We start from the raw sequence: 13,647 nt of genomic DNA, 5'->3' as shown, positions 1-13,647 counted from the left end.
TTAATCCACGAAAACAAATTCGTTGGCAGCGAGCAAAACATGTGCCAGTCTTTGCCACGGGTTGGTTTTTGACTTTTCTTTTTGAGATCGAATGTAATTGAGTGCGAGTTCTACTTCCTGCGGTTCCGGGGATCGGGAGTAAGTGCGCTGATAGAGTAATCGTACTCGTTTCTCGTCAGTTTTTGTGGATACGATTTCCTTTAGAGAGGCGAGCGCCACAGCACGGTCTTGAATAAAACTGGAATTCAGTGCGAACAATGTTTGCTGAGGAACGTTCGTTTCCGGACGCTTGGCAGTACACGCATTAGGATTCGCTCCGTCGAAGGTGCTCGCCATGCTGGATACAATATCGCGGTTTACGAATGCGTAGACACTGCGACGCGGAACCACTGGTTTGGAGAGCAAGTTGAAGGGGCGGCCACCTCTTTGGGTATCGAGTTCGCCAGATACCAGTAACATTGAATCCCGCATGGCTTCCATCTCAAGCCTGCGTCGAGGCATTCTCCAGAGTAGTTTGTTTTCGGGGTCTTTGATGCGGGCTTCACTATTTTCAATGGCCGCTTGTTGATATACGGCAGTCAGCATGATCTGTCGATGTAGTTTTTTTATTGACCAGCCCTCTTCCAGAAATTTTGTCGCCAGATAATCCAGTAGTTGAGGGTGCGTAGGTTGCTGACCGCGCGTGCCAAAGTCATCGGGTGTGCGTACGAGGCCACGGCCAAAATGATGTTGCCAGACCCAATTCACGATTACGCGTCGCGTTAACGGATTAGCCGGATCTACTATCGATTGGGCCAGTCCGAGTCTCTGCTTCCCTGGGAGAAATGGATTAGAATTCGGTGCCGATAATGCACTCAGGAATCGTGCCTGAACCGGATTTCCCCGATCGATAGGATTTCCCCTGCGAAATACATAAAACTCGTCAGTGAGTTTTTTCTCACGGAGTGTCATTGCTCGCGGCGGTGAACCGGGAGATGTCAGATGCAGGTTATCAATGGCGCCTTTGCGTCCTCTCACGTTGTCTCGAATTGGTCGATTGAGAAGAGTCATTGCAATTTCATCTGTCATTGCTGTTGGAGTATTTGGTGCGTATAAGTGTTTTCTTAGTTGTCGGTTGACCGGACTGTTCGCAGTGAGGTGACGAGGATCTTCATCGGGAACAACTTTAGCACCAGTGCTTGCTTCAAGCGAAGTTCCTGTTAATACTTTTAACCATTGCTGATGTACCTCAGCGAAGAGTTTGCCATACACGTCGGCAACTTCGAGCAGAGACTCTGGTTTCTGTCTGGTAACAGAATCTAACACGCGCGGATTCCAGCGGGGGGCGTTCGCAGTGAGTTTCTGCATGGCCGGTTGTTTAGCCGGATCCCCATTCTCTTTAGAAAGTGACTCAATCAATGCCAAGCATTGATCACGGAAGTTTTTTGAATCAAGACGCGATAACCGATGCCATGGCCCAAACACAGGATCATTTTCGGCCAGTTTTTCCAGGTAGTTTCGCCAGCGATTCAACACAAGTGGTCGCAGGTCATCGGTACGGTATGAGAGAAAAACCGCCGATAAGTCTTGCTCGGGAGTTTGTTTTGCGAGCTCACGAAGATAGAGACCGACCTGCATTCGTAGTCGGCCGCGCATAATGGTACTTTGCTCGCGAACCATATCATCATGCTGTTCCTGACGTTGAGACAGTGCAGCTTGGTAACCACGATATGCTTTCGTATCGGGTGCCTGACCAATGATCGGCTGCCTTTGTGGCAAACGACTGCTGCCCAATGTGGCATAGAGCGAATAATAATCGTCTGTGGGAATCGAATCGTATTTGTGGTCATGACATCGCGCGCAGGCAACCGTCAGACCCAGCAGCCCGCGTGTCACAACGTCGATCTGATCATCAATTGTGTCATGCGGGTTCCGGAACTGCATGCCCACTGTCAGAAACCCGAGTGCTGCCAAAGCCGGATCATTTTCTTTCAGGCCTAACTGGTCAGCGGCAAGCTGCTCTGTCACAAAGCGGTTATAGGGAATGTCTGCGTTCAACGCACGAATCACATAGTCACGATAAGTATAGGAAAAGGGGAACTTCTTAAATCCAATGGCGCTTCCGCCGTATGTATCAGCATATCGTGCAATATCGAGCCAGTGTCGACCCCATCGTTCACCATATTGGGGAGAGTCAAGCAGCCGGTCGATAACTTTTTCAAACGCCTGTGGAGACTTGTCATTCACGAAGGCTGTCACTTCGTCCCATGTTGGTGGAAGTCCTATGAGGTCAAACGTGGCGCGGCGAATCAGTTGCCGTCGGTTGATGGGGGGGGACAATTCCAGTCCCTGAGCTTTCAACCGCACCAGAATGAAACGATCAATGTCTGTGATCGTTCTGTTGTCGGCTTGCGGAAGTTTTGGCTTTTTAATGGGCTCAAACGCCCAGTGATCCTGGAAGGGAGCCCCTTCCTGAATCCATTGTTCCACAAGTTTGATCTGCGCAGCACTCAACGATTTGCCTGTCTCAGTCGGTGGCATACGCAGGTCGGGGTCCTTTGAGATTATACGCTGGAACAGTTCACTTTCATGAGGCTTCTCTGGGACGATCGCGGACTCCTTTGCGGCTGATTCCCTATCCAGTCGCAAATCAGCTTGACGATCACCGGCATCTGGTCCATGACAGTGCAAACAGTATTCGGCCAAAATGGGGCGAATGTGTTCATTGAACCGCACCTCTGTAGCAAAACAGATGCATGTCTGAAAGAAGAGGACCAGTGTTAAAGAGCTGATGAGTACAGTGAATGACAGTCTGCGTTGATTCAGCATGGCAACCCTTCTTTCTCAGCGTCTGTCTGGATGAATTCATCTTCCGTTTCCGAGTCTAGTGAAAAGTATGCTTGCAGCCCGCTGGTATGCTGGCGCATCACCTGTTCCGCATGGTCAGGGTCACTAGATTGTAAAGCAGCAAGCAGCAGTCGGTGACCATCGGTCGTTACTTCAGATGTCTGCGCAGTGATGGCGCTGTGTCGACGATGCATGCCTGCGAGCCATAGCTCCAATTGCGGGCGTAGTGTATGCCAGGCTGCCATCAAACGGGAATTGCAAGCAGCCCGGATGATCTCTTCATGAAAGGCAATGTCGAGATGTGTCAGTTTTAATAAGTCGCTCTCTTGCTCGGTTTGACGAATGTTCTCTTCAATGGCGGCAACGGCTTCTTCTGTGAGACGCAGACAAGCCAATCTGATTGCAGCCAATTCGAGTGCTTGTCGAAATTCGAGAATTTCATGCGCATCGGCCAGGGTCAGCTTCCGAACAATGGCCGTACCTCGGTCGTCGAATTCAAGCAGCCCTTCACCTGCTAATTGGAATTTTGCCTTACGCACAGAGGCACGGCTGACGCCAAGTTGTGTTGCCACTTGTGCCTCAGCCAATGCCGCTCCTGGCGCTAATGTGCCTGACAAGATCGCCTCTCGCAGTTGCTTTTCGACATCGTCGCTAATCAACTGTTTTTGGATCTTGCGAAGGGGGATTTCGGTATTTGATGGGGGGGATTGTTGATTTAGCATATTTTTAGATTAAATAGTCGACGGTCGACCGTCAACTAATAAACAAATAATTGTTTGTTTATGTTATGATTTAAGAGTCCCATACGATTACTGTGCCTGGTAGTGGTTAAGAATGATTCATTTCCAAGGAGTTAACTAAGTTATGATCAAAAAAGTAATTTTGCTTGGCAGAAAGGGATGAAGTTGGCTCGATTTTTTGTTCTGAGCTGAGAGAACTCTTTTAAAGCCTCGAGAGTATCTGCTTGTCCCTTCGAATAGACTGGTACGATCAAGACGAAATCGAACAGGTCATTCTTTAATGATTATTTGGATTATGATAGCAGTGATTCTCCTATGATTTCCTCTTACTGTTTGACATGAAACGGGTCAGGTTGCTTGTTTTAAGGGGTCTTTATAGGCAACAGCTATAGAGCGCGGTAACGCAATTCGTAAATAAGGACTAAGTGCCTGTTGTGCTTGATTTTATTGGAGAAACTCCCCTGTTTCACTTGGTTTTCGAGTGGGAATTGGCTTAGAATCTCTCACTAAGTAAGTCAAACGGGTAGAGCGTGCGCGCAATTTGTGTGTTCGAACTCTTTCGTAACCTAAATATTAGACACCCTGAATTTGAAACTGAAGCACTAAGTTGACGATAGTTTGTGTTGAGGTAACAGCAGGGTAACAGGCATTGCAAACGCAGCTTGAGAATATGAAATAAGGTAGGGCAATGGCAAAAAACGAGGTCCCGAAAGGCGAGCCTTTCGATCTGGAAAAACTTCAATCTCTGTTTGAAATGATGGAAAAACATGGGCTGACTGAAGTCAATCTGAAGCGTGGCGATGAAAACTGGAAACTACGTCGCGGTCCGCAGGAGACAATTTCAATGGTTCCTGCCGCAGCAATGCAACATCAGATTCCTCAACAACCAATTGCGGCGCCCGCACCGGCTGCTCCATCAGCTCCGCAGGCCCAACCTCAGCCACAGGAAGCAACTCCTTCTGCTGAATCAGGACCTGTGATTAAGAGTCCGACCGTGGGAACATTCTATGCATCGCCTACTCCCGATGATCCCGCTTTTGTAAGCATTGGATCAAAGGTAAATGCAGAGACGATTGTCTGTATTGTGGAAGCGATGAAAGTGTTTAATCAAATTCCAGCAGAGATGAATGGGACCATTACTGAGATTTTGGTGAAGGATGGGGAAGCCGTCGAATTCGGCCAGCCTCTATTCCGAGTCTCTCAAGGCTGATGCCTGTTTTATCAAATGGTTGTAATGTCGTTGTCAAAAATGATGACACATCGAAAATCAGAAGTAGAGTCCTTTTACCAAGTCATAAAACATGTTTCAAAGAATACTGGTAGCCAACCGAGGAGAGATCGCACTCAGGGTCATTCGTGCCTGTCGCGAGATGGGTATTGAGACTGTCGCGGTTTTTAGTGAAGCAGATCGGGATGCCCACTATCTTTCCCTTGCGGATGAAGCGATTTGCATAGGCCCTCCTGCCGCAACAGACAGTTATCTGATGATTAATCGAATTATCAGTGCCGCTGAAATTGGTAACGTTCAGGCAATTCATCCCGGATATGGTTTTTTAGCAGAGAATGCGCACTTTGCTGAAGTCTGTCGTAGTTGCAACATTGAATTTATTGGCCCGCCTCATGAAGCCATGGCGAAGCTGGGAGATAAAGTTTCTGCCCGGGAAATTGCAAAAGCGGCCAACGTGCATTTATCGCCGGGAACGGAAGGGCTGGTGACCGATGAATCCGAAGCGCTTCAAGTCGCAAAGGAAATCGGTTATCCGGTGTTGATCAAGGCGACTGCTGGCGGTGGTGGTAAAGGGATGCGGGTAGCCCGCAATGATATTTCTTTGAAAGCGGGCTTGAAAGCAGCGGCAGCTGAAGCAGAAGCGGCTTTCAAAAATGGCGGCGTTTACATCGAAAAATATATCGAGAATCCCAGGCACGTCGAAGTGCAGATTATGGCGGACAACCATGGGAATGTCGTCCACATCTGGGAGCGTGATTGCAGTTTACAACGGCGTCACCAAAAGCTGGTAGAAGAGAGCCCCGCTCCCAACTTACCGCATTCGGTGCGTGAAGACATTTGTAAAGCTGCCTGTCGTTTGATTGAGTCAGCCGGATATACCAATGCGGGTACTGTTGAGTTTCTCGTTGGTCCTGATAATCAGTTTTATTTTATTGAAGTCAATGCCCGGATTCAGGTTGAGCATCCAGTCAGTGAATTGATTTCTGGTGTCGACTTAATTCAACAGCAGATTCGTGTTGCCGCCGGTGAAAAACTCGATCTCAAACAGAAGAACATTTCGTGTAATGGTTCGGCCATTGAATTGCGTATTAATGCAGAAGATCCTGATAATGATTTTCGCGGGTCACCCGGAAAAATTACAAAGCTGCGAGTGCCGGCTGGGCCAGGTGTCCGGTTTGACTCACATATTTATGAGGGGTACACTGTCGGCCCTTATTATGATTCTCTGGTTGGAAAACTCATTGTACATCGACCGACTCGCGAAGAGTCTTTAGCGTGTATGAGGCGTTGTCTGGATGAGTTCGTCATTGAAGGAATCAAAACGACGATCCCCCTGGCGAAAAAAATCTTTAATCACTCGGCCTTTATTGAAGGTAAAGTCGATACTACGTTTATCGAACGTACCTGGTAAAAAATGTCGAATGATGAAAGCGATATAAAAACCAATCGTTTTGTATTGTAACAGGCTCTCAAGATCTGACGTTCGCGGGTCTGAATCGAGCCCCCTGCCGGCAAAACAAATTGGTTCCAAAGGCGAAAGTTCGCTCATTTCAATGTTGTGTTGTAAGGTACATTTTATAAGCCATTCCCTTAAGAAGCGGCTTTACTTTTTAACGAAACAGGTACAGGTAGACTAATGAAAGTAGGTATTTTAACAGGTGGCGGAGACTGTCCCGGATTGAATCCCGTGATCCGTGGCGCGGTACGCGTAATCTGCAATGCAGGTGGCGAAGTGTACGGCTTACTGGAAGGCTGGCGGGGTGCCATTGAAGGAAACTACATCGAACTCACTTCAGAAAATACAGATGACATCATCTTCAAAGGGGGAACGATTCTGGGGTCCTCCCGCACCAATCCTTACAAAAATGCGGAAGTTGATGTTCCCAAAGTGAGAGCGACTTTTGAGAACCTGGGGCTCGATTGTCTGATTGCCATCGGGGGCGATGACACGTTGGGCGTCGCCAGCAAGCTTTGGAGTGAACACAAACTGCCCGTGATTGGCTGTCCAAAGACCATCGATAACGACCTCAGTTCAACCGATGTGACGTTCGGTTTTGATACTTCGATCAATATTGTGATGGAAGCAGTTGACCGTTTGCGTACAACTGCAGAATCACATCGACGTGTCATGGTGGTAGAAACTATGGGACGCCATGCCGGCTGGATCGCTCTGTTCTCTGGCTTGGCAACAGCCGCTGACTATACTCTGGTCCCGGAAGTCGAAATCGACATGGACCGTATGATTGAAGTTTTGAAAAGACGTCGTGCCAACGGAAAAATGTATGGCATCGTGATTGTCAGTGAAGGTGCACAGTTTAGTGCCGAAGAAGGTGTCACCACACAGGATGGTGAAGTCGATGATTTCGGTCATGTGAAACTGGGAGGCATTGGCGAAACCGTTGCCAAGCTGATCGAAGAACGGACCGGTTTCGAAACCCGTCATGTGACACTGGGACACCTGCAACGTGGTGGTTCACCCAGTGCCTATGACCGTGTGCTTGGAACACGCTGTGGTGTGCACGCGGGCTGGCTGGCATTGAAGCATCATTTCGGTTACATGGTTGCTTTGCGCGGGACTCAGGTTGTGCCCGTTGCACTGGCAGACGCAGTCGGCGAAATGCGCGCTCTGGAACCGAATTTCCTCGAAGAAGCAGAAGTCTTCCTGCAATAATCGTTTCGGTTCGATACAAATCAAAGAAACTAATGGAGTGTCATTTTTGAATTTTGGGGTGATGGAGATCACGGGAGTGCGACAACGGAGCACGTAACCAACACTCCCAGCCCTCAATTTCAAGCTTGACAAAGCACCCGGCGCTGGAAACAGCGCCTTTTTTTATGTCATATTCAGAGTGCTCTGAACAACAAAGGTTGAACTGTCATTCCCGCATCCGCAGAATGAATTACTAAACAATGTTATCTATTGGGCATTCTCGGTTTTCACGCTGGATAATCATCCCTGACCCTGTTTAAGATAGTAAGACTGACACATACCTGCATAATTGCTTTCGCCTACCAAATTGAGATCCCACGGTTCTCAATGATTTCAATTTTCTTCCCGGAGGGACTAATGACATCACCGCGCTTGCTCCACATTCAAACCTCATTTTTTTTGTCTCTGTTCTGTCTCAGTTTCTTTTTAACTTTTCAAACAACAGAAGCAGGTGACAAAGGGTTTAAGCCAATTTTTGATGGTAAGACACTCAAAAACTGGGACGGTGATCCTCGTTTCTGGTCGGTAGAAGATGGTGCTATCACGGGCAGAACCACTAAAGAAAATCCTACCAAAGGCAATACGTTTATTATCTGGCAAGGAGGAAAGCCCGCCGATTTTGAGTTGAAGCTGCAATATAAAATCATCGATGGCAATTCAGGAATCCAATACCGTAGTTTCTCGGTTCCTGGTGCCGACAAATGGCGTGTGGGTGGTTACCAGGCTGACTTCGAAGCCGGCGATAAATATTCAGGCATTTTATATGGTGAAAGATTTCGTGGAATTTTAGGCTTACGCGGAGAGAAAACTGTCATCGGCAAGAATCACAAACCCAAGGTGGTTGGTTCAGTTGGTGATACAAATGAGATACAGAAAAAAATCAAAAAGGAAGATTGGAACGACTATCATATTATCGCTCGCGGGAATCACTTCGTTCATAAAATCAATGGCGTAACAACCGTTGATGTTACTGACAATGATGTGGAAAAGCGACGTGCCGATGGAATTATCGCACTACAACTTCATCAGGGACCTCCGATGGTAGTGCAGTTTCGCGACATTCAATTAAAAGAACTCCCGAAAGCAAGCGAAACCTCTTCGACCGAAGGCGCTAAAAAAAAAGTAGTTCTGATCGCCGGTAAAAAGAGCCATGGCTATGGTTCACACGAACATCGAGCCGGTTGCATCATTTTGGCGGACGCATTGAATAACAGTGGTCTGGGCATTGAAGCCACTGTGGTGACAGAGGGCTGGCCTCAGGATTCCAGGGTGCTGCATGAAGCCGACTCGATTGTCATCTATTGTGATGGGGGAACACGTCATCCTTATAATCAGCATCTGGAAGAATTAAACAAGCTGGCCGAGCAGGGTGTCGGTATGGTCAATATCCATTACGGTGTTGAAGTGCCCAAGGGAGATTCAGGCGACGCGTTTTTGCGGTGGATCGGTGGTTATTTTGAAGCGTGGTGGTCTGTGAATCCCCATTGGACCGCCGATTACAAAAGCCTGCCCGATCACCCGATCTCCAATGGAGTCGAACCGTTTGCCATCAACGATGAATGGTATTATCACATGCGTTTTCAGCCTGAAATGAAAAACGTACAACCCATTTTGACGGCGGTGCCTCCCAAATCAACACTCAGCCGTCCCGATGGTGCTCACAGTGGGAATCCCGCAGTGCGTAAAACCGTGGGGCAGCCACAACATATGGCGTGGGCTTATGAGCGCCCCAATGGCGGGCGTGGCTTTGGTTTCACTGGTGGTCACTTTCACTGGAACTGGGGACATAATGACTTTCGCAAGCTGGTATTGAATGCCATTGCCTGGTCTGCGAATGTGGATGTACCGCCTCAAGGAGTGACATCAAAACCATTAACCATTGAGGATCTCGAAGCCAACCAGGACTATCCCAAATCGAATAAACACAATCCCGCCCGTATCAAAGCATTGTTGGCAGAGTGGAATCAATAAGCGTCAATCGATTAGAATGAGTTAGATCACTTGCGACATCAATTCAACATCAGAAGGAAACCGACTCAATGAAGTATCGTTGTCTTGTTCTCATACCAGCTCTGTTGCTCAACGTGACTTTCGATATCTCAACGCTGGCCGCTCAGACGGAACGTGACCCCAAAGAGGCGGTGACCAATTTAACGGTGGCGCCCGGTTTAAAGGCAACTCTGTTTGCTTCGGAACCCAGTATCAGCAGTCCCTCCAGTATGGACGTCGATTCACAGGGCCGAGTCTGGATTTGCGAAATTGTTAACTACCGTGCGAAAATGCGTCCGATTCCGACGCGCAAAGCCGGCGATCGCATCTTGGTTCTGGAAGATACAAACAAAGATGGTCGGGCCGATAAAACGACAGTCTTTTATCAGGGACCTGAACTGGATGGTTCACAGGGAATTTGTGTCCTGGGGAATAAAGTGATTGTTGCCGCTCCGCCAAATGTGTTTCTCTTTACTGATGACAACAACGATGGCAAAGCAGACGAGAAAGAACTGCTCTTCAAAGTAACTGGTGGCGAGCACGACCATTCAGCACATGCGGCGATCTTTGGTCCTGATGGCAAACTATACTGGAACTTTGGGAATTCGGGCAAACAAGTCTTCGACAAAAATGGCAAACCGATTCTCGAAAGAAATGGTAAACCAGTACTCGATAATGGCAAGCCGTATTGGGGTGGAATGGTCTTCCGCTGTAATCTGGACGGAAGCGACTTTGAAGTCTTGGGACACAATTTTCGAAACAACTATGAAGTTACCGTTGATTCCTTCGGCACACTTTGGCAATCAGATAACGACGATGATGGTAACCGTGGCGTGCGCATCAATTATGTGATGGAGTATGGCAATTACGGTTACCTGGATCAATTGACGGGTGCACGTTGGAGGACACCTCGCACAGGTATGCACGACGAAATTCCGCTCAGACACTGGCACCTTAGAGATCCGGGTGTTGTGCCGAACTTGCTCCAGACTGGTGCCGGTTCTCCTACGGGAATTCTGGTTTATGAAGGTTCGTTGTTACCTGAAAAATATTGGGGTGAAGTGATTCACGCTGATGCCGGTCCGAATGTGGTTCGTGCTTATCCTGTTGAGAAGGACGGAGCAGGGTATCAAGCTGAAATTGCAAATATCATTACGAGCGAAAAAGATAAATGGTTTCGTCCGTCTGACGTCTGTATCGCACCTGATGGTTCTTTGTTTGTGGCTGACTGGTATGACCCCGGAGTTGGCGGTCACCGTATTGGTGATCAGAAACGGGGACGTATTTTCCGTATCGCACCACCCAATGCAAACAAGTATCAGTTCAACAAACTCGATCTGAGTTCGGTGGAAGGAGCCATAGCCGGAATCAAAAACCCCAATCTGGCCACACGTTATTTAGCATGGGAAAAACTGCATGCCCTGCAGGAACAGGCACTTCCTCAGTTAGAGGAATTATATCAATCTGACAACCAGAGGTTTCGCGCTCGCGCCCTCTGGCTGTTGGCAGGCATCAAGGGTAAGACCAAGCACTATGTTTCACACGCCCTCAAAGATTCCAATCCCGATATTCGCATCACCGGCTTGCGTGCCGCACGTCGTTATAAGTTGGATGTCATTCCTTATGTAAAACAGCTGGTACACGATTCCTCACCGCAGGTCCGCCGTGAATGTTTGATTGCCTTGCATCACAATCAATCACCACAAGCAGCCGGGTTGTGGGTGACGCTGGCCGATCAATACGATGGTAAAGATCGTTGGTATCTGGAAGCCCTGGGTATTGGCATGGATGGGCAGGAACAAGAATTTATGTCGGCTTGGCTCAAGCAAGCAGGTGACAAATGGGATACTGCCGTTGGTCGTGATCTCCTCTGGCGATCGAAAATTCCGCTGACAGTTCCTTATCTGGTAAAAATCATTGAAAATCCTGAAACAAAATTGGATGCACTGCCGCGCTATTTCCGTGCTTTAGATTTCATTCCCGGGAAGGAAAAAAATGCTGCTGTTGCAGAATTGGCTTTGATCAAAGAGCCGGGAGATAAAAAACGCGAAACCTACATTATTGCAGAAGCCATTTCGCGGATGCCTGCGAATGTTGTCATGAAAGATCAAAAATATCAGCATGCACTCGCACAAGTTATTAACAGTAGTCGAGGTACGCCGGAGTTCACGAAGCTTGTTGAAAAATTTCACGCTTCTGCCTACTACCCTGAGTTGATTGCCATTGCTGGTCAATCGGGTAAATCGCAGACCGCCGTTGATGCAATTCGCGCTGCCTTAAGTTTGAAACAAAAAGTATTGATTCAGAAAACCTTGAAAAAGAAAGGTGGTTCTGAGAAAGAACGACATCAGAAACTCGATTTGATTTGGGCACTGGGCACTTCCGGTCACAAGGGAGCCAACGCACTCCTGCTCAATATCATTAAGGATGATCAGGAACCTTTGGTCGATCGACGTGAAGCGGTAAGGGCTATTGCCAAGTCCCGATCGGGTGCCCATGCGTTGTTGGATCTTGCAGAAAAAGCGAATTTCCATTCGCAGCTGAAGCCGACAGCCGCAGCCGCTATGTCGTCAACGATCATGAAAGATGTGAAAGAGCGGGCAGCCAAACTATTCCCAGCGCCTCCGACTAAAGATAATAAGCCTCTGCCTCCGATTAACGTCTTGGCCAGTATGAAAGGGGATATCCTCGATGGCCGTGTCATGTTTAACACCAAAGGGACATGCGCCAAATGCCATGTGATCAATGGCATGGGAAAAGAGGTCGGTCCGGATCTGTCAGAAATCGGTAAAAAGCTGAGCCGCGAAGCACTGTTTGAGTCCATTCTCTACCCCAGTGCCGGCATCAGTCATAACTTTGAGTCGTACACGATCATTTTAGCTTCGGGGAATGTCGTCAATGGTCTTATGGTCAACAAGACCGATGATGCAATCACGATTAAAGATGCCGAAGCGATCTCAAGGACGTTCAAGATGGATGACATCGAAGAAATCATTCCTCAAAAGATCTCATTAATGCCGGCCGACTTACAAAAAGTGTTGACGCAAGAGGAACTAGTCAACATTGTCGAGTACATGACCACGCTCAAAAAAGCCAAGAAAATAGAAAAGGCGAGCCGGTAACTCGAAGGTGTGGTTTGAATCGTATCTTCTAAGGAGCATTCGTTGCGCGCTACGAACTTTGTCGGTTGGCTTGGCGTGGTACTTGTCACTCTTGCTGGCAGTTTCTGGGCTTTCTGGGGAATCATTGAAGCCTTTCACGAAGGCTGGTGCAAGCCACTGTTGTGGATGCGACTACTTCAGACAGCAGCCTATCTAAGTCCGGCAATGTTTTTCTGTGGATTCGCCGTCATCGGTATTCGTTGGCCTCGCGCGGGAGCTGTGTTATTTACATTGCTCGGAATTACCATTGCGACCCTCATTGTGATCGATCAGTCGCGCATTTCACTTGCGATTGTGTTGTGTCTGACTGCCCTGCCGATACTAGTGGGGTGCCTGTTTTTATGGGGTCGACCCAAACCTAAAAAAGCTGCCTATCTCGTCGCTTTGGGAATTCCGGTTCTGACACTAATCGTATCTGGTGCGGAGCCCGTGATCCGAGTGAGCACTCGTATTGATGACGGCGATCGAGGTGAACGTATTGTGAAGGGGCAGGGTGTGACTTTGCTGTGGGCACCAGCCGGACCCGGGTGGAGTCGAGAGGGAGGTGTGAGTTGGAGCGATGCTAAAGATCGGGTACGATATTTAACCAAAGATGGGATGTCATTGGCAAAAGAGCCTCAGGGTTTCTGGCGACTTCCAACGCGCGAAGAAGTTGTTTGTTCTCTGACTCGGGGCAATCGTAACGCAGGCGGAAAATGGGACAAAGCACTTGAGCAGCCTCGCTACGAACGCAAACCGGATAAGGAATCGCCGTTGTGGGATTCCTTGGCACCGCTGATTTATCTTTGGACGGCAGAGGAAGCAGACGAGAAACAGGCTTGGATTGTCATGTATCATGGCGGCGTCTATGCCAAGCCCAAAGCCATTGGCTCTCCCAGTTTTGGTTTTCGCGCCGTTCGCGAATAATCTGTGCTTAACCTAAACGAAAGGTATTTTGGGTCACTAAGTCAGTTTGAAAACGCGACCTATGCGCTCCAGAAGCCATATTTGATT

8 protein-coding genes are annotated in these 13,647 nt (G+C 48.3%); 6 read left to right on the top strand and 2 right to left on the bottom strand.

The window, feature by feature from the left end:
- Complete coding sequence (locus V202x_RS10005) at nt 1–2,808, bottom strand: PSD1 and planctomycete cytochrome C domain-containing protein (protein WP_145173800.1); 2,808 nt, start codon at nt 2,806–2,808, stop codon at nt 1–3.
- Nucleotides 2,802–3,548, bottom strand: coding sequence for a GntR family transcriptional regulator (locus tag V202x_RS10000; protein WP_145173797.1), 747 nt, complete (start codon nt 3,546–3,548; stop codon nt 2,802–2,804). Before V202x_RS10000 ends, V202x_RS10005 begins: the two co-directional genes overlap by 7 nt.
- 706 nt (nt 3,549–4,254) lie before the next feature.
- Here V202x_RS10000 and accB point away from each other — a divergent pair.
- From accB to V202x_RS09970, 6 genes are all read left to right on the top strand, one after another.
- Nucleotides 4,255–4,776, top strand: a complete 522-nt coding sequence (accB, locus tag V202x_RS09995; RefSeq protein ID WP_145173794.1) for an acetyl-CoA carboxylase biotin carboxyl carrier protein — start codon at nt 4,255–4,257, stop codon at nt 4,774–4,776.
- A 91-nt stretch (nt 4,777–4,867) separates the two neighbouring features.
- Nucleotides 4,868–6,205, top strand: a complete 1,338-nt coding sequence (gene accC, locus V202x_RS09990) for an acetyl-CoA carboxylase biotin carboxylase subunit (RefSeq protein ID WP_145173791.1) — start codon at nt 4,868–4,870, stop codon at nt 6,203–6,205.
- A gap of 225 nt (nt 6,206–6,430) precedes the next feature.
- A complete protein-coding gene (locus tag V202x_RS09985) occupies nt 6,431–7,465 on the top strand; it encodes a 6-phosphofructokinase (RefSeq protein WP_145173788.1) in 1,035 nt (344 codons plus the stop codon).
- Nucleotides 7,466–7,861: 396 nt separating this feature from the next.
- Nucleotides 7,862–9,475: a DUF1080 domain-containing protein gene (locus tag V202x_RS09980; RefSeq protein ID WP_145173784.1), complete on the top strand. Its 1,614-nt coding sequence runs from the start codon at nt 7,862–7,864 to the stop codon at nt 9,473–9,475.
- 68 nt (nt 9,476–9,543) lie between these two features.
- The gene (locus V202x_RS09975; protein WP_145173781.1) at nt 9,544–12,615 is read left to right on the top strand and encodes a PVC-type heme-binding CxxCH protein; all 3,072 of its coding nucleotides are present in this window, start codon (nt 9,544–9,546) and stop codon (nt 12,613–12,615) included.
- Nucleotides 12,616–12,657: 42 nt separating this feature from the next.
- Nucleotides 12,658–13,560, top strand: a complete 903-nt coding sequence (locus V202x_RS09970; protein ID WP_145173778.1) for a DUF1566 domain-containing protein — start codon at nt 12,658–12,660, stop codon at nt 13,558–13,560.
- Nucleotides 13,561–13,647: the final 87 nt, after the last annotated feature.

The sequence above is a fragment of the Gimesia aquarii genome, assembly GCF_007748175.1.
Lineage (GTDB): Bacteria > Planctomycetota > Planctomycetia > Planctomycetales > Planctomycetaceae > Gimesia > Gimesia aquarii_A.
This window is presented reverse-complemented; position numbering and strand designations above follow the sequence as displayed.

Excerpts from the sequence above, each read along its gene's own strand:
- accB (WP_145173794.1), top strand. The coding sequence starts at position 4,255 with ATGGCAAAAAACGAGGTCCCGAAAGGCGAGCCTTTCGATCTGGAAAAA.
- V202x_RS10000 (WP_145173797.1), bottom strand. The coding sequence starts at position 3,548 with ATGCTAAATCAACAATCCCCCCCATCAAATACCGAAATCCCCCTTCGC.
- V202x_RS09985 (WP_145173788.1), top strand. The coding sequence starts at position 6,431 with ATGAAAGTAGGTATTTTAACAGGTGGCGGAGACTGTCCCGGATTGAAT.
- accC (WP_145173791.1), top strand. The coding sequence starts at position 4,868 with ATGTTTCAAAGAATACTGGTAGCCAACCGAGGAGAGATCGCACTCAGG.
- V202x_RS09975 (WP_145173781.1), top strand. The coding sequence starts at position 9,544 with ATGAAGTATCGTTGTCTTGTTCTCATACCAGCTCTGTTGCTCAACGTG.
- V202x_RS09980 (WP_145173784.1), top strand. The coding sequence starts at position 7,862 with ATGACATCACCGCGCTTGCTCCACATTCAAACCTCATTTTTTTTGTCT.
- V202x_RS10005 (WP_145173800.1), bottom strand. The coding sequence starts at position 2,808 with ATGCTGAATCAACGCAGACTGTCATTCACTGTACTCATCAGCTCTTTA.